General features: G+C 50.1%; 19 protein-coding genes and 1 tRNA gene. 7 read left to right on the forward strand and 13 right to left on the reverse strand.

What is annotated here, in order from left to right:
• Positions 1-171: 171 nt before the first annotated feature.
• The 3 genes from Psfp_RS04585 to selA all read right to left on the reverse strand — a co-directional run bounded on the left by Psfp_RS04585 (position 172) and on the right by selA (position 5,055).
• Entirely contained in the window at positions 172-1,314 is a 1,143-nt protein-coding gene (locus tag Psfp_RS04585) for a geranylgeranyl reductase family protein (protein ID WP_192895266.1), read from the reverse strand.
• A gap of 285 nt (positions 1,315-1,599) precedes the next feature.
• Positions 1,600-3,522, reverse strand: a complete 1,923-nt coding sequence (selB, locus tag Psfp_RS04590) for a selenocysteine-specific translation elongation factor (RefSeq protein ID WP_134217375.1) — start codon at positions 3,520-3,522, stop codon at positions 1,600-1,602.
• A gap of 123 nt (positions 3,523-3,645) precedes the next feature.
• Complete coding sequence (selA, locus tag Psfp_RS04595; protein WP_134217376.1) at positions 3,646-5,055, reverse strand: L-seryl-tRNA(Sec) selenium transferase; 1,410 nt, start codon at positions 5,053-5,055, stop codon at positions 3,646-3,648.
• A 336-nt stretch (positions 5,056-5,391) separates the two neighbouring features.
• Between selA and purL the strand changes: the two genes are divergently transcribed.
• From purL to Psfp_RS21490, 4 genes are all read left to right on the forward strand, one after another.
• Positions 5,392-8,226, forward strand: coding sequence for a phosphoribosylformylglycinamidine synthase subunit PurL (gene purL / locus Psfp_RS04600; RefSeq protein WP_134217377.1), 2,835 nt, complete (start codon positions 5,392-5,394; stop codon positions 8,224-8,226).
• On the forward strand, positions 8,226-9,008 hold the full coding sequence (purQ, locus tag Psfp_RS04605; protein ID WP_134217378.1) for a phosphoribosylformylglycinamidine synthase I: 783 nt from the start codon (positions 8,226-8,228) through the stop codon (positions 9,006-9,008). Before purL ends, purQ begins: the two co-directional genes overlap by 1 nt.
• A 415-nt stretch (positions 9,009-9,423) precedes the next feature.
• Positions 9,424-10,362 (forward strand): peptidoglycan-binding protein, encoded by a 939-nt coding sequence (locus tag Psfp_RS04610; RefSeq protein WP_134217379.1) that lies wholly within the window; start codon positions 9,424-9,426, stop codon positions 10,360-10,362.
• Positions 10,363-10,393: 31 nt separating this feature from the next.
• On the forward strand, positions 10,394-10,537 hold the full coding sequence (locus Psfp_RS21490; RefSeq protein WP_192895267.1) for a hypothetical protein: 144 nt from the start codon (positions 10,394-10,396) through the stop codon (positions 10,535-10,537).
• Between the two features lie 115 nt (positions 10,538-10,652).
• Here the strand turns inward: Psfp_RS21490 and Psfp_RS04615 are convergent, their stop codons facing one another.
• From Psfp_RS04615 to Psfp_RS04640, 7 genes are all read right to left on the reverse strand, one after another.
• Complete coding sequence (locus Psfp_RS04615) at positions 10,653-11,501, reverse strand: menaquinone biosynthesis protein (protein ID WP_134217380.1); 849 nt, start codon at positions 11,499-11,501, stop codon at positions 10,653-10,655.
• 72 nt (positions 11,502-11,573) lie between these two features.
• The gene (locus Psfp_RS04620; RefSeq protein WP_134217381.1) at positions 11,574-12,293 is read right to left on the reverse strand and encodes a demethylmenaquinone methyltransferase; all 720 of its coding nucleotides are present in this window, start codon (positions 12,291-12,293) and stop codon (positions 11,574-11,576) included.
• A gap of 24 nt (positions 12,294-12,317) precedes the next feature.
• On the reverse strand, positions 12,318-13,094 hold the full coding sequence (locus Psfp_RS04625) for a polyprenyl synthetase family protein (RefSeq protein ID WP_134217382.1): 777 nt from the start codon (positions 13,092-13,094) through the stop codon (positions 12,318-12,320).
• Positions 13,095-13,276: 182 nt separating this feature from the next.
• Positions 13,277-13,657, reverse strand: coding sequence for an adenosylmethionine decarboxylase (gene speD / locus Psfp_RS04630; protein WP_134217383.1), 381 nt, complete (start codon positions 13,655-13,657; stop codon positions 13,277-13,279).
• A 219-nt stretch (positions 13,658-13,876) separates the two neighbouring features.
• Positions 13,877-14,056 carry a hypothetical protein gene (locus Psfp_RS21495; protein ID WP_192895268.1) on the reverse strand — a complete coding sequence of 60 codons (180 nt, stop codon included), beginning with the start codon at positions 14,054-14,056 and terminating at the stop codon, positions 13,877-13,879.
• An 89-nt stretch (positions 14,057-14,145) separates the two neighbouring features.
• Positions 14,146-14,334, reverse strand: a complete 189-nt coding sequence (locus Psfp_RS04635; RefSeq protein WP_134217384.1) for a ferredoxin — start codon at positions 14,332-14,334, stop codon at positions 14,146-14,148.
• A gap of 141 nt (positions 14,335-14,475) precedes the next feature.
• A tRNA-Pro gene (locus Psfp_RS04640) sits at positions 14,476-14,553 on the reverse strand.
• Positions 14,554-14,797: 244 nt separating this feature from the next.
• On the opposite strand from Psfp_RS04640, the gene Psfp_RS04645 reads away from it, so the two are divergent.
• The 3 genes from Psfp_RS04645 to Psfp_RS04655 all read left to right on the forward strand — a co-directional run bounded on the left by Psfp_RS04645 (position 14,798) and on the right by Psfp_RS04655 (position 17,917).
• Positions 14,798-16,228, forward strand: coding sequence for an NAD-dependent malic enzyme (locus Psfp_RS04645; protein WP_134217385.1), 1,431 nt, complete (start codon positions 14,798-14,800; stop codon positions 16,226-16,228).
• A gap of 36 nt (positions 16,229-16,264) precedes the next feature.
• Positions 16,265-16,777: an NUDIX hydrolase gene (locus Psfp_RS04650; RefSeq protein WP_134217386.1), complete on the forward strand. Its 513-nt coding sequence runs from the start codon at positions 16,265-16,267 to the stop codon at positions 16,775-16,777.
• A gap of 426 nt (positions 16,778-17,203) precedes the next feature.
• Positions 17,204-17,917, forward strand: a complete 714-nt coding sequence (locus Psfp_RS04655) for a PHP domain-containing protein (RefSeq protein WP_134217387.1) — start codon at positions 17,204-17,206, stop codon at positions 17,915-17,917.
• A gap of 382 nt (positions 17,918-18,299) precedes the next feature.
• On the opposite strand, the gene Psfp_RS04660 is transcribed toward Psfp_RS04655, so the two are convergent.
• Genes Psfp_RS04660 through Psfp_RS21265 form a run of 3 tightly spaced genes read right to left on the reverse strand, consistent with a single transcriptional unit; the run spans position 18,300 to position 20,261 of the window.
• A complete protein-coding gene (locus Psfp_RS04660) occupies positions 18,300-19,139 on the reverse strand; it encodes a hypothetical protein (protein ID WP_134217388.1) in 840 nt (279 codons plus the stop codon).
• Positions 19,136-20,014, reverse strand: coding sequence for a DUF488 domain-containing protein (locus Psfp_RS04665; RefSeq protein ID WP_134217389.1), 879 nt, complete (start codon positions 20,012-20,014; stop codon positions 19,136-19,138). The genes Psfp_RS04660 and Psfp_RS04665 overlap by 4 nt, the downstream gene beginning before the upstream one ends.
• Before the next feature lie 55 nt (positions 20,015-20,069).
• Complete coding sequence (locus Psfp_RS21265) at positions 20,070-20,261, reverse strand: hypothetical protein (protein ID WP_153189497.1); 192 nt, start codon at positions 20,259-20,261, stop codon at positions 20,070-20,072.
• Between the last annotated feature and the right edge of the window lie 374 nt (positions 20,262-20,635).

A 20,635-nucleotide genomic window follows, 5' to 3' on the forward strand; every position in this document is an offset into this window, starting at 1 on the left:
GAAGAGAGCTGAACAAAGAATTTTAGAGGTTTTCAGTTAAAAGGGATATCCTTTAAAATCTCTGATGTAAAACCTATTCATGCCAGTGCTGGTTGGATAAAGTAAAGTCAGCCCTCCGACACCAGAAAGCTTGATTTCTCAATATGTAACGCCTATATAGGACTCTCAGCTTTATATGCAGCGTCTCAGCATTCCCGGGGTATGCCAGAGCAGCCAGCGGTAAAACTGCCGGTAACCGGTTTGTCCGAGCAAGATTTGGAGTGATTGTTCAAAGGGCTCCCGGCAGCTGAAGTACATGCCTAATAACGCTTTGGGAAAGTATTGAAACATCCTGGCAATAAATAAGGCGGCCTTGAGGTCCGACCCAAACTGTTGATAGCAGTTTCGCTCATACACTCCGAGATGCAGCCTGGTCAACGGCGCCCCCCTGGAAATAAGTGAGGCCGCTGTCGCGGCAGCCAGCCGTCCTGAGGCAACAGCATAACGGATGCCCTCTCCGGTAAACGGATCGGTATAGCCGGCAGCGTCTCCCGCCAGGATCACTCTGTCACTGACGGTGGGGCGGGCGATTCCACCCAGGGGAATAAGGCCCCCCTTGCTCCTCTGTTCTTCCAAAATTCCTCTGCCTTTCAGAAAATTCGAGAAAGCTTCTTTAAGACCGGACGCGTTGGCCAACCAGGAACCCATTCCAGCAGACAGGCGACCCCTTTTGGGAAAAACCCAACTGTAGCCCATGGGCAACTGCCCGTAATGAATTTCAATAGCCTCCCGCCAGCCGCCTTCTTCCTCACCCCTGGCCACATCGGCGCAAACACAAAAAGCCAGGTCCTTTTTGTTAAAAGGTTTTCGTACCGTTTTGGCCACCGTGCTGTTAACACCGTCCGCGCCTATTACCAGAAGCCCGCTGTAGACGCCTTTGGTAGTGCTGACTGTCACTTCTCGCTCACCTGCAGCAACAGCGGTGACGCGCTCACCCTGTTTTAACTCAGCTCCAGCTGACTGTGCCAGGCTGATCAACCACTGGTCAAATATCTCTCGTGACACCAATACCATAAAGTCCTGTTCCAGGTCGATCTCCATCACCCTGTCACCATAAAACCCCCTGAAAGAAGAACACCTCGCCTCAACTATTTCAGGAGGAAGCGCAGCGCCCAAGAGGCCCATGGCAGCTGCGGTGATGCCCCCGGCACAGGTTTTCGGGCGAGGATGGTATTCTTTTTCCAGGATCATGGTTTCCAATCCCGCCCCGGCGCAGTCCCTTGCCGCCACAGCCCCGGCCGGTCCCGCTCCGACAACAATTACGTCATACCTCATGCCAGCCATACCCCCTTAGCCAATTGTCGAAGGTATTATTCCACAAAGAGGGATAAAAAAACCACCGGCTCTCTTGCTGCAGAGCCGGTGAGAACAAACTCCTTTGAAAATACACACAGAACGCTAAAAAATGCAGGTGCGAATTCATTCGCACCATGTCACACTAGCCACAAAAGTTCGGCGCTGGCGCGCCGTGTGCGATTAAAATCGCGCCTGCATCGGCTGGTATTTTCATGATACGTGGCGCGGCGATAAAAGCATGATGAGCCTTTGTCTGCAACATCATTAATTTTCCAGGGCCCGTCCCGGCAAGCGCTTGTCTCCGACGCGCCGGGTTAATTTCTCACGGTCGAAATATTCCAGGAGCGGCAAAGCAAACTTCCGGGAAGTCTGTAATAGGTCCCGTACCTCCGCTACCGTTATTTCTCCCTTGTCCCTGAGACTCTGGCTCACTTTCTGGCGGGCGCTGGCTAAAACATCCTTTAAAAAATAGAGTTCTTCGGCAATCTTAACCAGGTCCCCTGTCCTTAACATGTACTGCAGCAGTTCGGCTGCAAAAACTTCGTCCAGGCCGGCGCTGCGGCTGAGGCCATTCCATGAGGGGGGGAGGAAGGCGAACTCTTCCAGTTCATGTTTAATCCGGCTGATTAATTTTTCCTGCTGCGGGGAAGGACCTGCTGCAAAACCCTGCAGCGCTACCGCTTGCGGTGTCACACGGAGCAACCCGTCCTTTTCCATTTCCAGCAACAGCATCTGGAATACCCTGCTGTTTAAAACCTGAAATTTTCGGGAACGAAGGTCTTCCCTTGGATAGCCCTCACGGAGGGGAAAGTCGCGGTGGTATGTCTCAAGCAGCTGGGCTAGGGCAGCGGACCAGCGCTGATAAATAACTGATGAAACATAGTATGTTTTACCGTCACCACTGATCATTTTGGCCCTGCCCTCTTTGACCAGCTCGCTGGCTGCCTCGACTATCTCTTCATCCTTTAAACCCGTACCAGTTGCAATTTCGCCGGGGATATGCAACCCACTGCCGGCAGTTAGAAACTGGTCCACCAGTTCAGCCGGGGTCCCCCGCTCACGCGTTGCCAGGGCGCTTAGCACCTCACTGCGGAAACGTTTATGCTTGCGCCTGGGGAGCGGGTCTATCACGGTCCCTCCCCCGATGGTTTCCATGGGGGAATAGGAGCGGATCACAAAACGGTCACCCTTGGCCGCGACCAACTGTTCTTCCAACTCCACTTGCGCATAAGCAAGCGTTCCCGGTTCCATTTCTTCGCGGTCCAGGAGTACCACCCTGCCGAGGGTTTCACTGGTACCCAGGTAAAAACGCACCCTCGTCCTGTTTTTCAGGGGCCGCGCCGCGCTGTCCAATAACAACAGGTGGATATCTACACGGTTGGCGGGGGTCAAGGTTTTTACCCCCGCCACTACGCTGCCCCGCTCAACCTGCTCCAACTCCAGTCCGGCCAGGTTGACGGCCACCCTTTGACCGGCTTCCGCCACTTCTACCTTCTCCCCGTGCACCTGGAGGGAACGGACCCTTGAAACGAGACCCTGGGGCTGGATTTCAACGGAGTCGCCAACGCGGAGCACACCTGCTACCAGCGTGCCGGTTACCACCGTGCCGAAGCCGGTGATGGTAAAAACACGGTCCACCGGCAACCTGGGCGATCCGCTGCTTACCCTGGAGACAGTCTGCCCGGCCAACTGGTCGATTTTTTCCAGCAAGTCCCGGATGCCCTGCCCGGTTACCGCCGAAACTTTCAACACGGGGGCGTCCTCTAAAACGGTGCCTTTTAAAAAGTCGCGCGCCTCCTCCTCCACCAGTTCCAGCCAATCATCTTCCACCAGGTCGGTCTTGGTCAGTACCACAATTCCTTTTTGGACCTGCAGCAGCTGAAGGATATCCAGGTGCTCACGCGTTTGGGGCATTACTCCCTCATCGGCGGCAATCACCAGCAGGACCAGGTCGAAGCCTCCGGCTCCTGCCAGCATGTTCTTAATGAACCGTTCATGACCTGGTACATCGACAATGCCGGCCCTGCGCCCTCCCGGCAATTGCAGGGAGGCAAAGCCAAGTTCAATAGAGATGCCCCGTTCTTTTTCTTCTTTCAGGCGGTCGGTGTCGATCCCGGTTAAAGCCCGGACCAGGGCCGTCTTACCGTGGTCAACATGGCCTGCGGTACCGATAATAAGGTGTTTCAAAATAAGCACATCCTTGCTAAATTGAAAAGACCGGGTTCATATTATCCAAACTGAGGTTTATAATTGACTCCGCAAAACTGTGAATATAATTCTGAACCATATCGTGCTATCTTTCACCTTTTTCTATTGAAGCGCTTTGGCAAACGCGCCGGCCAGCAGTTGAAACTCCCCGTCTGCAATGGTGCGGACATCAAGGAGAAGTTTATCTTCCTGTACCCGCCCCATCACGGCCGGCTCACCTCGCCGCAGCGCCTCCTGCAGTTCACCTGCTGAGCTTTTTCCCGGCTGTACCACCACAACAGCGGTTGGGAGGGCTGCTGTGGGCATGGCCCCGCCACCCACCGCCGACAAACCCTCCTCCAGTTCCACCCGAGCCCGGCTTCCCGCAACCTCACGCAAGAAGACTGCCAGTTGCGAAGCTTTTTGCCGCAATTGCTCCAGAGGTACGGTCAACATCTTGAGAGTAGGGATTCCGCCAAGAGCCTGTTCTTCGTCCAGGTAAAGCCTTAAGGTAGCTTCAAGCGCCGCAACCGTCATTTTGTCGATACGAATCGCCCTCGTTAGAGGGTTCTTCTTCATTTTATCGATATAGACACGTTTTCCTATGATAATACCGGCTTGAGCTCCACCGAGAAGCTTGTCCCCGCTGAAGGTCACAATGTCTGTCCCGGCGCCGACCGTCGCCTGCACTGTAGGTTCCCAGGGCAAACCATAGCGACTCAAGTCAATAAGAAATCCGCTGCCCAGATCGGATACCACCGGGAGCTTAAACTCCCGGCCTAACTCAACCAGTTCACCGACCGTAGTCTCCCTGGTAAAGCCGACTATACGGTAATTGCTGGTATGTACGTGCAGCAGCAGCGCGGTGTCTTGACTGATTGCCCGGCGGTAGTCATCAGGATAGGTCTTGTTAGTGGCGCCGACCTCGATCAGGCGGGCGCCGCTTTGCGCCATTACTTCCGGTATCCGGAAAGAACCGCCTATTTCCACCAACTGGCCTCTGGACACAATAACCTCCTGCCCGCGCGCCATAGTGCTCAGCGCCAACAGCACAGCGGCCGCGTTATTGTTAACGACCAAAGCCGCCTCGGCCCCGGTAAGGGTTGTCAGCAATTTCTCCAGAGGGGCATACCTGGAGCCTCTCCGCCCGGTCTCCAGGTCCAATTCCAGGTTTGAGTAATTGGCCACCACATCGCTGACGGCATGCCTGGCTTGCTCAGCCAGGGGCGCCCTCCCCAGGTTGGTATGAAGGACAACACCTGTCGCGTTAATGACCCGGCGCAGGTTGGGACGAACCGAACGTGTTGCCGCGGCTATGGTTTTTAAAACAACCCGCTCCAGACAGGCGGGCTTTCCACCTTCCCCGGCAACCAATGTGTCCTCCGAGAGAATTGCCATCCTTTCTGCAGCAAGAGCTTCCCTGATAGCGTCAACTACAACGCTGCGGGGATATGAGGCCAAGGCTTCGTTCATCTGGTCACACCTCAGAACCTCGTCAACTGACGGCAAAAGTCTGAGTAATTGATTCCGCATAGGTCCTCCTAAAATAGTACAGTTATTTATTCAATACTATTTTTAGACTATTTTAAAATTATATGGCAGTATGGGAGCAAAAGCAAGTATTAGGGCATAAAGACTCCATAAACCCCGTTTTTTGAGGGCATTAATAACATTTGCAAATAGGTCAACGGATTTGTATAATTATTATGGTATGAACCATGAAGCAAGTGAACCGCGTGTAACAGCGGTTTTATTTATTTTCCGCTGTGGCAGGAAAAAACAGGACCGTTGTCATATATTTGTCATATGCATGATTGAGCCGACAAACCGCACCGTGTCTGCTGCCATATTTGATGGGAGGTTAAAACAATGATCCAAGAGGTGCGTGTCATAGCTAAACCGGGACTTCCGGACAGCAAGGGCGATGAAAGCCTGTATGAGATAAACCGGGCTCTGGGTATCCAGAGCGTTGAGAAGGTCCGGACTGCCCGGGTATTCCGTTTTGAAGGGATTTCTGAAAAAGAAGCCGCCTACCTGGCCGGGAAACTCCTGGCCGAGGATGTGTTTCAGACTTACCGGGTTAACGGCCCTGTCATTGAAGATGCGGCGGTCGTGCTTGAGGTTGCCTATAAACCTGGAGTTATGAACCCGGAAGCGGCATCAATACTCAAGTCGGCCTCAGACCTCGGCATAACCGGACTAATTGCCGCCGATTCAAGCTGGGAATACGGCTTTTACGGCCGTGACATATCCGGCGCGGATATTGAGCGCATCTTAAACAGCCTGCTGGTAAATGCCACCATCGAGTACGTGGTCAGGGAAAAACCTCAAACCCTGGTTATCAAAGGAGTTCCCGGCCCGACCGGGGTTATCCCCATCCGCCGGATGAGCGACGAGGAACTGCTTACCTTAAGCCGGGACAAGCTCTTTTTAAACCTCGAGGAAATGAAGGTAGTTCAAAAATATTTTGCCGGTCTGCAAAGAGACCCCACCGACTGTGAAATAGAGATTATTGCCCAAACCTGGTCGGAGCACTGCGTGCATAAAACCTTCAGGGCCAAAATCTCAATGGACGGGCAAGAAAAACCCCCTCTGCTGAAACGATTAAAAGACGCTACAGCCCGGAGCAAACACCCATTGGTACTTTCAGCTTTTGTTGACAACTCCGGGGTCATGGAGTTTTATGAGGGTACGGCAATTTGCGGCAAGGTTGAGACTCACAACTCCCCTTCTGCCATCGAGCCTTACGGCGGCGCTATGACCGGCAGCGGCGGCGTCTTCCGGGATATTGTCGGAACCGGTTTGGGAGCGAAAGTGCTGGCCTCCACCAACATGTTCTGTTTCGCGCCGCCGGGAACCCCCGGCGAAGATATACCGCCCGGCTGCCTTCACCCCCACTACCTGTTGCGGCGGGTTGTTACAGGAGTCAAAGACTACGGCAACCGGATGGGTATCCCGACCAACAACGGGTCGGTCCATTTTCACCCTGATTTCCGGGCCAAACCCACCGTAATCGTGGGCGCTTACGGTATCCTTCCGGCAGGTTCCAGCCGGAAACGCCAGCCGGAAGCGGGCGACCTGGTCCTTACTCTTGGCGGGCGCACCGGGCGTGACGGCATCCACGGAGCTACTTTTTCCAGCGGCGAGATGACCGACCGGACTATTGACGTCAACGCCAGCGCTGTCCAGATTGGCCACCCGATTGAAGAAAAGCGAATGTTTGACGCCATCCTGGCCGCCAGGGACAAAGGACTGCTCCGGGCCATCACCGACTGCGGCGCCGGCGGATTTGCTTCGGCTGTAGGAGAAATGGGCTCGGAAATCGGGGTCAACATAGCCCTGGACCGGGCGCCGTTGAAATACCCTGGTCTGGCGCCGTGGGAAATCCTGCTTTCGGAGAGCCAGGAAAGGATGGTGCTGGCAGTTGCTCCAGCGCACCTTGAGCAACTGCTGGAAATCTGCCGGGGTTACAACGTTGAAGCCACCGTCCTGGGTGAATTCACAGGGGACAAGCGCTTTTGCGCCACTTATGAAGGCTTGACCGTAATGGACCTGGAGATGGAGTTTCTGCACGACGGGCTGCCCCAGCGGTTTATGACGGCTGCCTGGCAGCGGCCGGAACACCCCGAACCCACACTGCGGGAAACGCGTAACTGGTCCAGGCTGTTTGCCCGCGTCATGGGGCACTTGAATGTTTGTTCCAAAGAACCAATTATCAGGCTGTACGACCATGGTGTTCAGGGGACCAGCGCACTTCCGCCGTTTGCCGGGGCGAATGGGGACGGACCAAATGACGCCGCCATCCTCACCCCTCTGCTGGGGAAACCTTACGGCATGGTTATCTCACATGGCTTAAACCCTGTTTTAAATATGATCGACCCTTACCACGGCAGTCTCTGGGCGGCTGCGGAAGCTGTCTCCAACGCCGTTTCGTCCGGCGCCAACCCAAGAGAAATGGTCTTGATCGATAACTTTATCTGGCCTTTCCCGGACGAGGACGCTTTAGGCGCACTTGACATGTCGGTTGATGCCTGCGTCGACTTCGTCCGCGCCACGGGCATGCCTTTCATATCGGGAAAAGACAGCCTTTCCAGCACTTACCGGGGCCAAGACGGAACAGTCATTAAAATTCCGCCGGTCCTCTGTGTTTCCGTATTTGGACGAATACCTGATGTTTCACGAACCGTGTCGGCAGATTTTAAAGGAGCAGGCAATCAAATCGTACTGGTGGGTTGCCGCAACACGTCCGAAATGGCAGGCTCCGTTTATTACGACCTGCAGGGCGCCATTGGGCAAAACCTGCCGAAGCTCGACCCTGACAACCTGATGAAGGTCTTTGAAGCCGTCTACGCGGCCATAGACTCCGGCAAACTATTGGCCTGTCATGATATCAGTGAAGGAGGTCTGGGCGCGGCTCTGGCCGAAATGTGCTTCGGTGGCGCTACAGGCGCTTCAATCACAATACCTGCGGACGAAAATCCTGAGCAATTCCTTTTCAATGAGACGGCAGGCTGCTTCCTGGCCGAGCTGCCTGCAGATGCGGACCTGGCGGATATCTTTAGCGGGGTACCTTGCAGCGTCATCGGCAAGACAACCGCGGGAGGACTGCTCACCGCAGAGCAGTATGGAAAAACGCTGTTCACCCTCAACCTGGATGAGTTAAAGGAAGCCTGGCAGCGGCCGATGAAGGAGGTATTCCATTAATGCTGAAACCCCGTGTTTGCATACTGAGGACCGACGGGATCAACTGCGACGAAGAAACTTTTTACGCCTTTAACAAGGCAGGAGCCGAATGCCGCATGGTCCATGTCAATCAGATCAGAAGCGGTGAAGAAAAGCTGGCTTCCTATCAGATTCTCGCATTGCCCGGTGGTTTTTCCTATGGTGACGACGTCCACTCAGGTAAAATCCTGGCGGTGGAACTGGCCTCCTTCTTGAAAGAACAATTGGAGGAGTTTGTAGCGGCCGGCAAGCTGGTCCTTGGGATTTGCAATGGTTTCCAGGTACTGGTGCGCACCGGGCTCCTGCCGGAGCGTCATCTTGGCGAAATAAACGCTACCCTGATGGCCAATGAAAACAGTCATTTTGAATGCCGCTGGGTTAACCTGCTGGTAGAGCGCAGTCATTGTGTCTTCACCCGCAGCCTGGAAGGTTCCATCATCAGCGTACAGGTCGCCCACGGCGAAGGTAAGTTTTATACAGACCCGGCCACACTCCAGGGTATAGAAAACCGGGGCCAGGTTGTCTTCCGCTACGCCGGTCCCGACGGAAGGCCCACGGTGCTGTACCCGCATAACCCCAACGGCTCTCTGAACGCAATTGCCGGTGTCTGTGATACCACGGGGAGGATTATGGGGATGATGCCTCACCCGGAAAGGTTTGTGGAAAAAACCCAGCACCCCAACTGGCGCAGGATGCTGTCGGACACCATCCCGCACGGCCTGGCTATTTTTAAAAACGCGGTCGATTATTCTAAACAGATGTAATCAATACCAAGCGCATGCCACCGGGATCTATAAGACTCGCTGCAAAGCGGCGAGTCTTATAGATCCCGTTTTTTTAAACCTGTATGATGATGAATACTGCCAACCAAAGCCCGTTTTTGTAACTGACTGACTAACATCTTAAAAGTGCCGACAACTGCACTTTTTTTTTCCACCCTGAAAATACAAACAGGCGTATCCCCTATAGGTGCGAATCATTCGCCCAAAAATTGCATTAGACGCCCAAGTGCGGCGCTGAAGCGCCGTTGTGCGATTGAAATGGCGCCTACATATTTTCATGATACGCGGCGGCGTGTGGAACTACCCTGCATTAAATACCGGCGGCCGTAAAACAATATAAAAAAACATGTCACCCGGCACACGACCGGGAAGCTTATCTTGGGAGGTTTGAAGCAGCTTGAATTATTCTCGCCTGGGAGCCGCAACGTTTGCATTTGTTTTTTTCTGTTTTGCGCTGACCTCAACGTCTGAGGCCTTGCAGAACTTGGCCTGCCCGCTCAATCCCGAGCAAGGTCGCGTACTTTTTTTAAAAGAGCCCAATATTTCAGGACGTGATGTGGCCGAACTTCAGGAAAGGCTTAAAGCGCTTGGCTACTACAAAGGTGCTATTAACAGTGTCTATAACGACGAAACGTCACGGGCTGTGGCCTCAGCCCAGGAGAACCTCGATCTGCACCCCAATGGTACGGTTGACCATGTTACCCTCCAGGCACTGGTTGCCGCTACCGATCAGAAGCTTTTTAAGTCAAAAATGCCTGCTGTTCCCGAGAAAGTCAGCGTTATCATTGATATGGACAGGCTCATCCTGACCATTTTTGACGGGACGGAGCCGGTCCGGCAGTATCCGGTTGCCATGGGCAAATATGAAACCCCTACCCCGGTTGGCAACTGGGAAATCGTCTCAAAGTCCATGAATCCGCCTGACGCTATGGGTACACGGTGGCTTGGGCTTAATATCCCTTACGGAAACTACGGTATCCACGGCACCAACGTGCCCGGCAGCATCGGGAGCTTTGCCAGCCACGGCTGTATCCGTATGCATAATGCACATGTGGAGGAAATATTCCCCAGTGTAACCGTAGGTACAGCAGTAACCATCGTCGGGACACCTTTCGGAGCGCCCGGCGCCCCGCCCTCCGTCCTCGGGCTTGGCAGTAGAGGGCCGGATGTCCTGGAGGTCCAGCGCTCTTTAAAAAGGCTGGGTTACCTGAAATGGAACCCCGACGGCTTTTGGGGAGAAGGCACTGAAAAGGCAGTGAAAAAATTAAGGCAGGACAACGGCCTGAAAGGGATGAACGTAGTGGATGACGAAGTTTATAATTTGCTGGGGCTTTAATAACCAGCGCCTTGCTGCATGCTCTTAGGGGGTGCTAGGGATCAAATACGATATAATTATCGCCGGCGCCGGCCCGGCCGGTTCAACCCTGGCTTACCTCGTGGATCATAAGACCAATCTTAATAAAACACCGGATCTGTTACAGCCTGATGGAAAAACACCCCGCTATCGCTGAACTGATGTGCCGAACCCTTACCGGTGAAACAAGCTACGCCGACCTTAAAGATAGCGCGCTGCGCCTGGCACGCAAGGTTGCGACAATAGCCCGGCAGGCTTGACCGGGTGATCATTTATTCAACGGATTCTCCCCATACGTGCAGCTTGGCCCTTTCATCAATCAAACCGCTCTTGTAAGCGTAATCGTAATAAACAAGCAGTGCCCGGCGGCAGCTTTCGTCAAAATCGTAGCTGATTGTTGCAAAATAATCCTCAATAACGGGCAGCGGCAGGCCGGTTTGTTTTCTGGCTTGGGCAATTATAGCAGGCATCCGATTGAGTCCCATGATCTTTGATTCCAGAAGAATATTGCTGATCTTAGCTATTTTGTCAGAACGGTCATTGGAGTCTGAGCTCCGGACCACCCATAAAGCGTATACCATTTTTTCCCCGGTGAATTCCTGCCAAACCTCGCCAAGATCGGTCACATGATAGGGCAGGTGTTCTTCTTTCACCCGCTGGTAGGCCAGCATAGCGTCATCCCCGGTCAGCAGCGCCCCGTCCGACCATGCCATCATATGGTCAAGTTCAGGGGACAATGTCTCAAACTGTACGTCCACATGGTAGTAGTGGTCGAACAATACTTTTAACAGAACTACTGAGGCGGCGGATGTTTCAGCGAGGCTGACATTCCGGCCTTCAAGTTCCGTAACCGGAAGTTTACTAAAAAAAAGGGTGTTGGATACCCGGCCCTTGGCGCTGATAGACAGGCCTGGCAGAATAAGGCAGTAGTCCATGTTGCGAGCGTATTCTATTGAGGATATCGGGGTCACATCCAGATCCCCCTGCAAAAAAAGCTTGTTTAAACAGGTCGGCGCTCCTTTGACCAATTCGGCATCCAGGGACAGGAGACCCTCTTCCAGGGCATGGTAGACCGGCAGACAGTTCAGGTAATCCACCTGCCCTATGCGAAGTCTGGACACTATAAACCCCCCTCAACAACATTATTAATGGCGTCCCGATCAAGGATGTCTTTATGTAATATAGTTATGCATTTATCGTTTAATACCAATATGTACAGCAACAATTCCACCGGTAAGTTCGTGATAGTAAACGTCAGCCAGGCCGGCTTTTTGGAAAAGCTCGCAGACTTCCGACTGGTGGGGGAAATTTTTCAGTGAGGTGGGAAGCCAGCTATACGGACCATTCTGGCCTACCCCCATCCTTCCCAGCAGGGGCACCAGGTGATTGAAATATAAATAATATAGCTGTTTGAAAACGGGCGCGCCTGGTTTAGCCAGTTCCAGGGAGAGGACTTTCCCGCCTGGTTTGACCACCCTGCGCATCTCCTTAATCGTTTTAAGGATATCCGGCACATTGCGCAGGGCAAAGCCAATAGTGGCACAGTCAAAAGTATTGTCCTCAAACGGCAGCTGCATGGCGTTCCCTTTCACCAACTCAATCACCCCCTGGTAAGGGGTGCGCTTGATGTTGTCAACTGCCTTCTGCAGCATATTCTCACAGAAGTCAAGGCCCACCACTCGCCCGTTCATGCCTACCACCCTGGCCTGTTCGAGCGCCAGCATACCGGTGCCGCAACAGACATCCAGCCCCGCGCTGCCTGGCTGGAGCCCGGAATGACGGACCGTGAACTTTCTCCAATATTTATCACGGTTGAAAGACAAGGTTGTATTGAGCAGGTCATACCTGTGGGCAATAGACGAGAAAACCTCGTGGACGTATCTTTCTTTATCGCGGTCATGCGCAAACTGCATTTAACACCCTTCTTCACCAGTTACCTAGATTACCATCCGGCAGGCAGCCAACCCCTGGCCGGATAAATTGCATACCAGTTTTTCAAGCCATAACCTTTCCGGCTTGCAAGGAATAAGGTGCAGCGCCTCTTTGGCCTCAAGAAGATAAGGCGCTGCATGTTCCGCTTTCATACCCTCCTCCAGGAGGCCATAAGCCATACCAAGGCTTTTCCCAAAACGCCTCATAGTTTTCTGGTCGACTACAGGCGCGCCGGCCAGTTGTGCGCTCAGAGAACAGCACCCGCCAAACAGCTCGGCTGATTCCTTTTGAATTGCGTCACGTAAAGCCCTGGTGGGGGAAGTCTGCGACTTGAGCTTCTGCTTCATGATCCCGCCTTCGTGCATATTGCAGATAATTTCCGCTATCGGGCTTAATAAAGTCAGCATACCCGCTTCAGACAAAAGGCTAAAGAATTTTCCGTACAGGTAATCACCTACCAGTACCGGGAACTGCGAGCCGATACTCGGGTCTTCGGGTATTCCAAAGGTTTCCGTGTCGGACTCGGAAACACCGCGTTGGACATTCGCAGCCATATATATAAACTGAAAGACACTGGCGAGAACCACCGTCTTCTCAGTAACATTTCCATAAATCCGTGAAGACAGTATAACCAGTGCCGGTCTTATATTCTGATTAACAGGAGACAGCTCCAGGTTGGCGAAGGATCCCAGGTATCCCGCTTTTATCTTCAGATGATCTTCAATCAGACTTTTTACCCAGGTCAGCTCCCTCTCTATCTGCTCGATAATGTGGCTTAACATTTGGCATGGCTCCCCCTTTTCTACCTATGTATATATTCGTTATTGTCTCACAATTTCCTCCTGAACTGTAATTTTTACTGTTTACCGGGGTATATTGTTTAAAAAAATTAACGAGCCCTGCATCTTTTTTAGCTGCAAGGCCCGCTAACCCAATTTTCTGTTGGTACTAATAAATATCCCTCCTATAGATTTACGGCTTCCCCAAGGTAAACTTCCGGCATCATGCCCCGCTTCATTTCTTTGGCGGTAGTTTGTTTGGCATTAAAGTGGTCGGTAAGGTAGTTGCATGCGTCCCAGGGATTTACTTTTTCACCGCAGGTGAATACGTCTACTGCCGCATAGCCCAGTTCCGGCCAGGTATGGATAGCCAGGTGCGATTCTGAAATTACTACCACACCGCTAACCCCTTGAGGACTGAATTTGTGAAATACACATTCTCTGACTTCGGCGCCTGCTTCCAGCGCAGCGTTAACCATGATTTCTTCAACCCTGTTGATGTCGTTAAGGATGTCGAAGTCGCATCCACAAATCTCAGCCAATACATGGCGGCCCAAATGTTTCATTTATCTGCCTCCCCTTTTGGACAATATTTTTGGAATTAACAAACCCCCCGTTTAAACTCAAAGGATTGGTCAATTCCAATCAAATTCAATTTTAGCATATTATCTTATCTTGTCAATAAAATTTTAGTATCTGTAACCACAACACAATTTGTGTAAAAACAAGCCGGTAATGCTCATAAAAACTCTAAATTTGCGTTTTTGCCGTATTCCTTTAGACACCTATACGGCGAAGACTTCACCACCTTCCGTAGTACCCGTCAAAATCACAATACCATAAGAGTTATCATGAAACAGCGACGTCAGCGGGGTACAGTTATAAACAATATACGGATCCAGAGTTAGAAAGGTGTCAAAGGATATCATATTGATAAAGGCCCCTGAATTCCACCCGGCCTTCAAGGGCCTTATAGCGTACCACCGTTCAACCGTTTACCGGCAGGGCTATTATACTGTACCCGGTGCAGCGCTAAACTCATCTATTTCCAACGTCAATCTCCTGAAATAGCACTGGTCGGGCAGCTATCAATGGCCTCTTGCGCTACTTCTTCAAATTCAGCCGGCACCTCGTCCACAGTGCTGTGAGCTTTTTCATTTTCATTCCAGCCAAAGACATCAGGACAAAGATCAACGCAAACTCCACAGCTTATGCACAATTCCTGGTCTACCTCAACTTGCATTGTTAACACCTCCTGTAAAATTTAGAGCAGATATAGTTTGGCACAAAAGGTATAAATTATGTAAAGGATTATTTATATTTGTCCCCAATAAGTAAAAACCCATGCGTCCCGTAAAACAAGGACTCATGGGTTTTTATAAAATGGTCGGAGCGACACGACTTGAACGTGCGGCCTCTACCACCCCAAGGTAGCGCTCTAGCCAAACTGAGCTACGCCCCGATGTCTTATTCGCATTAACAATTGTACCTGTTTGTTTGCTGAAAGTCAAGAAAACAGCCGTGCTAAATTTTTTCTCTTACCACAAATGCATATCCGGCATGAATGGATTGACGGTATAAGTGTAAACTTTAATGTCGTGGTTTTTATAAACAAAATTCGACAAGTATTGCATGAATGCATTTCCGTGCTAAAATATGAAATATGAATATTGTATACATTATACTGATCTAATGGAGGTTTAATCATGTCAATGCCCCTCAATATCAACATCCGGTTAAGGCTCAACAACCAGCCGGGGACTTTGGCCAGAGTCCTAACGATTGTTGCCAAGGAAAAAGGCAGCTTGGGAGCAATAGAATTAGTATCGGCTTCCCCATCGTATATCATCAGGGACCTTATGATCCGCCTGCGTGACAGGCGCCACCTCGGTGACATTATCGGAGCCCTGGACGCGCTCCCTGATGTGGAAATTATCCACGTGGCAGACCGGGTCGTTATGAAACACCTGGGGGGCAAAATTGAAGTATCCTCTACAAGACCCATTCAAAACTGGGAAGACCTCGCGCTTGTTTATACACCGGGTGTAGCCGGTGTTTCGGAAGCTATCGCGCAGGACCCGGACATGGTTTACAAACTAACCATGAAAGGCAATTCGGTAGCTATTGTCACAGATGGTTCGGCTATCCTTGGCCTGGGCAATCTCGGACCGGCTGCCGCCCTCCCGGTGATGGAAGGTAAAGCTGTTTTATTCAAGCGCTTTGCCAATATCAACGCCTTCCCTTTATGCCTTGACGTACATGAACCCGAGCAAATTATTGAAGCTGTTGCAGCCATCGCCCCTTCTTTCGGCGGCATCAACCTGGAAGATATCGCAGCTCCCAAGTGTTTTGAAATCGAAGAAAAACTGGCAAACATGCTGGATATACCTGTGTTCCACGACGACCAGCACGGCACCGCCATCGTTACCCTGGCAGGCCTCCTAAACGCTTTAAAGGTTGTGAATAAAAACATACAAGATGTACAAGTGGTGATCAGCGGAGCCGGCGCGGCCGGGGTGGCCATTACCAGATTGTTGCAAAAAGCAGGTGTAAAACATATTATAGTCTGTGATCGAAAAGGAGCTATCGCCAGGGACAACATGCCCACCGTAAATTCCAAGAAATGGATTGCTGAAAACACTAACGAGGAATGCCGGCACGGGTCACCAAAAGAAGTGCTGACGGGCGCAGACGTCTTTGTGGGGGTGTCGGCGCCACGGTTACTCAATCGTGATGATATTATGAAGATGGCTGAAAGGCCGGTTGTTTTTGCCCTGGCTAACCCCGATCCGGAAGTTGAGCCGGAGGAAATCTTCGATATCGCTGGTGTCATTGCCACGGGCAGGTCCGATTACCCCAACCAGATCAACAACGCCCTCGCCTTTCCGGGGCTTTTCCGGGGAGCGCTGAACTGTCACGCCAGAACCATCAATGATGAAATGTGCCTGGCCGCCGCCTATGCCCTGGCCGGCATCGTCAAAGACGAGCAACTTACCGCGGATAACATCATACCATCTATTTTTAACGATGTCGTGGCGCCAACCGTAGCCAAGGCCGTTGAAAAGGCGGCTGAACAAACCGGAGTATCCAGGAGTATTCTGAACGGCAAAGAAAAGGAATTTGATTCCCTACTATAGCATAATGTAACTTAAAAAGTGTTACGGGTGACGAGCATGAAACAACGCTTCTTTTACTGCCCCAAATGCGGGGGCCGGCTAAACTATAAGGAGCAAGGTGAGCGACAGAGGCTCACCTGCTCCGTGTGCTCATATATCTTGTATGAAAACCCGGTGGTAGGTGTCGCCGCAGTGGTTGCCAACGACCGCGGGCAAATCCTGCTGGGCCGGCGCAATGGAAGCTACCGGGGACTCTGGTGCATTCCCTGCGGTTATGTAGAGTACGACGAAGACGTCTGCGAAGCGATCGTACGGGAGTATAAAGAAGAGACCAATCTTGACATCAGGCTCAAGGGGGTATTCTCTGTCCAGTCAAACTTTCACAACCCGGAAACCCACACGGTCGGGATCTGGTTTAAGGCTGAAGTTACTGGAGGCGAATTGATGGCGCAAGCTGACCTGGATCAGGTAGGCTATTTTGCTTTGGACGATTTGCCGCCGCTGGCCTTTCCTACCGATGCTAAAGTTATCGAAGAGCTAAAGGATGTCTGTAGTAAAAATAAAAAATAACCATTCATTCGCACATGACCCCAAAGAAATGCTATACGCAAATAAGTTAGGTACCGGTACCTAACTTATTTCTTTTTTATCCTTATTAGTACGACCAGGAATACAATACTTTCTATTATAAAACGGCTCCTGCCCCATATGTTAACAATTCCTCTGTTTGATGCATTGAAATAATTCCAGATGGCTTGTTTAACCGGAATTTAATAAACAACTTGATCCGATTTAACATCTCAAAGATATACTCAAAATAAAGACAATATTTTAGGAAATATTATAAATCAGGTACGAGCTTTTTTCAGAAATAACCTTTCTGCTGCCGGCAGTTTAAAGGTTATTTGAAACCGCCGGCGCCGGCGCCATACTGACGCCGTATCAGCGATATGTATGTCCAGCAAAAAAGAACACAACAGGTGGAGGAAAATATCAATGTTCTTGGAAGGCGACCTGCATTTACACACTATTGCCAGTGGACACGGTTTCAGCACTGTTAAAGAGATAGCTGGAGTGGCGGCCAAGCGTGGGATAAAAATTATAGGAATTACTGATCACGGTCTCAATATGCCGGGAGGGCCACATTTGTATTATTTCAGACAACTGCTTGGTTTACCCAGGGTTATTGAAGGAGTCGAGGTCCTGCGCGGAGTCGAGGCCAACATTATTGACACTGCTGGGAACCTGGATATGCCTGAAGGTTTGTTAGCCAAACTCGATCTGGTGCTGGCGGGATTTCATGAGGAGTGCGGTTATTCAGGAAGTTCTGTTGAAGAGAACACAGCTGCTATGATCGCAGCCATTCATAATCCTTTTGTTCATATTATAACCCATCCGGGCAATCCGGTTTTCCCGGTGGACATTGAAAAGGTCGTTATTGCAGCCTGCCATGCGAAGAAGGCCCTGGAGATTAATAACAATTCATTTTGCCTGAGTCGCAGTGGCAGTGCGCCAAATTGCACTATTTTTGCCAAAGAGATTAAAAAGCACAATGCCTTATTATCAATAAACAGCGATTCACATTTTTGTGATACGGTCGGACAATGCCAGTATGCAATGGAGTTAATTAACATGACAGGTATAAATGATGAACCTATTCTAAATACCTCAGCGTTAAGAATCAAAGAATATATAGGAAAGAAATCATAAAAAAACCAGGGTTAATCCTGGCATGAATGCATATTTTGTTGCAGTTTGATTTACAAAACAGGGTTTTGGGAAAATCCCAAAACCCTAATAAATCCTGGCAAGTTAGGTGGATATAGATGCCTGTACTTTGTTTTCATCAAGTTTTTCAGGCGCTTATTTATTTTTTACATTTATCATCAAGACCACGCACTCAACGTGGAACGAGTCCGCCAGATTGATGTCTTGGGTATAATTTTACATATATTCGTCATAGGAAATACGTCAATGATAGTTTTTATGGGCTTTCCCGTACGTGGGAATAGGTCAGTGACGTTTCATAGTTTTTATCAGTTTGTGGAAATAAGTCAATAAAATATTTTTATTTTTCTTATGGAAATGTTTTTTATATATCGAATAGACTCATTTGCTGATTCGGCAACGGCATCGGCGGGTAAAATGCACCAACTATGATGAATGGGTTGGGAGCAACGTTATGAAATTGCTTTGTGGTGCCGAGAAAGAAATGAAGATCGCGCGTGATAAAGTAGTCAAAATATTTCTCCTTAACCTTGGATATGGCCACGCCTTCATCACCCTTGGCCGTTTTCAGACAGTTAAAGTACAGCATCCCTATCTCCCAGTCTTCAATCATCATTGTGGATTGTTTACCTGCATCGTCTTCTAATTTGTAGGAAAACTTGTAAGGGACTTTGGGAACAACCTTGAATTCTTCCGCAATCTCCTCTGGGGTTTGGAACAGATTCAACTGTTGTGACAACCCTTTCAAGATTGCCAGCTTATTTTGATCCCAGTCGCGCTCGACTTCCTCGGCAATAAAATCAAGCACCTTCGTTGGCTTAAATATAGCAAGCGAAGTCCCATCTGATTTTGCTTTGTCGATTAACTCTTGTAGATTCGTGTAAACCTTTTTGTTCTTGAAAATAATTCTGCGCCTTTCGTCCCAATCGGCTTTAGTAGGTCTCGACTCGACCGAAATGGTAGATAGGTTAGGACGGTATGTTTCTGGGCGAAAATCATTTGTGTTACGCGTTGCCTCAATCTCAATCCATGTGTATTTCGGGTATTTATGGTCAATATCAAGCTTTCTAAACGGAACTGGATAAAGGCGAATCCACGAACCATCCTCAAGGACGCCTGCTGTACAGACAAGCTCCGAGTATTCTTTTGAGATTGTTGGGTATGTCTTGACAACAATGTAGATTCGCTTCCTCTCCGGCATCATAAATCCACACTCCTAATAGTATGTGTATTTGCGATATAGTCTCGAATAACGTGCCGATGACACATCTCCGGCTCACGTTCATAGCACATCAGGGCTATGCGTACATTAGTGCATAATAGTGAATAGACCCGTTCAAGCAACGGTGCCAAGTTCGGAAGCGTCTCTGCATAATCGCTAAACAGGCATTCATAGTCCTCGACCGTTTCGAGCGAACTGCGTTTATCGGATTCAATCCCAAGGTCTGGGATATGAACATATTTAATACCTACTGTTTCCGTAATGTGTTCGAGCTTGCCTTTAGAAAACCCGAACTTGCGGCTTAGTGGGTTTTTGCGAACATCGCACAACAGACGAATGTCATTTTGAATCAGAGTATTAATAAATGCTTCAATACTTTTACCTTCATAGCCTATCGTGAACAAGACTTGTTCTGTTTTGATATAGGTTTGTTTTACGTTATTAAATTGCTCTAATTCCTCTTTGCGGAAAAGTCTTCCTATAATTTCGCTGTTAATTGCGTAGTACGGATACTCACGGTATGCTTTGCGTATAAGAGCGTTGCCACGCTCTGTTGCTATTCGAAAATGAGTTTCTTGTGGATACTCCCCGACAGCTTTAATCCGTGTGCTCTCCGGTGTGTATTCAATAGACAAATACCCGTCTCTGCAAAGAATATCCAAATCCTCCGCAAGCTGGAAAGAATACGAGCCGTACTTATATGGAATAAACTCATAAAAATCAGAATTTCCCGACATTGTGTGAAGGAATACCAACTTCTGCAGGTCGGTGGATGTTACACCACCTTTAAGCTGGCGGATAAACGCCAACAGGAATCTTTGCCTTTTGTACGTTGGCTGGCTGTTAATAGCGCTCATTCCGTCACACCTCCTCCTTCTAAAATATAGCAAACTTCTATTCTTATACTACTAGTCATTGTTCCGCCTCGTCAATCAAAATCTCAAGCGGTGAGCGCATGTCAATCAAGTATCTAAAGATTGAATTGAAATAAATGGTTTTATCGGCCACAATCGCATATTCCCATGGTTTGCCTTCGTTCTTTTTGTTCCATCCGCTTACCGTACGGCAATTGTAGTGCCCCCCGTTGTCAAGACATAATCTCAAAAATTTTAAGCTATGCTGCACCTCCAAAAAGGCCCAATGTCATCTATGAAACTGAGAGACAAAAAATTGAGGGTAAAAACCCCCGATGCGGCTTTGACCGCATGGCATCTATATTCACCTAAATTGATGGCGGAGAGAGTGGGATTCGCTCCGCTTCGCCTCCGGCTCGCTATCACGCCGGGGCGGGAAAACCCTCCCATCGGTCGGGTTTTCTTTTTCCGCCCGTTCGAATCCCACTCTCCTCTATAATCGAGTAGGGTAGCGCCGCAGTAATTTTCTGCGGCGTTATCCCTCTCACAGAACCGGACTTACGGGCCTCGTATCCGGCTCCTGATAAACCTCAGTCACTTCTCCCAAAAGTGATGCAAAATGCC

The organism is Pelotomaculum sp. FP, from assembly GCF_004369245.1.
GTDB classification, from domain to species: Bacteria; Bacillota; Desulfotomaculia; order Desulfotomaculales; family Pelotomaculaceae; genus Pelotomaculum_C; species Pelotomaculum_C schinkii.

Coding starts and splice junctions, on each gene's coding strand:
- Psfp_RS04635 (WP_134217384.1), bottom strand. CDS start 14,334: ATGCAAGTTGAGGTAGACCAGGAATTGTGCATAAGCTGTGGAGTTTGC.
- purL (WP_134217377.1), top strand. CDS start 5,392: ATGATCCAAGAGGTGCGTGTCATAGCTAAACCGGGACTTCCGGACAGC.
- Psfp_RS04620 (WP_134217381.1), bottom strand. CDS start 12,293: ATGCAGTTTGCGCATGACCGCGATAAAGAAAGATACGTCCACGAGGTT.
- Psfp_RS04665 (WP_134217389.1), bottom strand. CDS start 20,014: ATGAGCGCTATTAACAGCCAGCCAACGTACAAAAGGCAAAGATTCCTG.
- purQ (WP_134217378.1), top strand. CDS start 8,226: ATGCTGAAACCCCGTGTTTGCATACTGAGGACCGACGGGATCAACTGC.
- Psfp_RS04660 (WP_134217388.1), bottom strand. CDS start 19,139: ATGATGCCGGAGAGGAAGCGAATCTACATTGTTGTCAAGACATACCCA.
- Psfp_RS04655 (WP_134217387.1), top strand. CDS start 17,204: ATGTTCTTGGAAGGCGACCTGCATTTACACACTATTGCCAGTGGACAC.
- speD (WP_134217383.1), bottom strand. CDS start 13,657: ATGAAACATTTGGGCCGCCATGTATTGGCTGAGATTTGTGGATGCGAC.
- selA (WP_134217376.1), bottom strand. CDS start 5,055: ATGCGGAATCAATTACTCAGACTTTTGCCGTCAGTTGACGAGGTTCTG.
- Psfp_RS04650 (WP_134217386.1), top strand. CDS start 16,265: ATGAAACAACGCTTCTTTTACTGCCCCAAATGCGGGGGCCGGCTAAAC.
- Psfp_RS04585 (WP_192895266.1), bottom strand. CDS start 1,314: ATGAGGTATGACGTAATTGTTGTCGGAGCGGGACCGGCCGGGGCTGTG.
- Psfp_RS04645 (WP_134217385.1), top strand. CDS start 14,798: ATGTCAATGCCCCTCAATATCAACATCCGGTTAAGGCTCAACAACCAG.
- Psfp_RS04625 (WP_134217382.1), bottom strand. CDS start 13,094: ATGTTAAGCCACATTATCGAGCAGATAGAGAGGGAGCTGACCTGGGTA.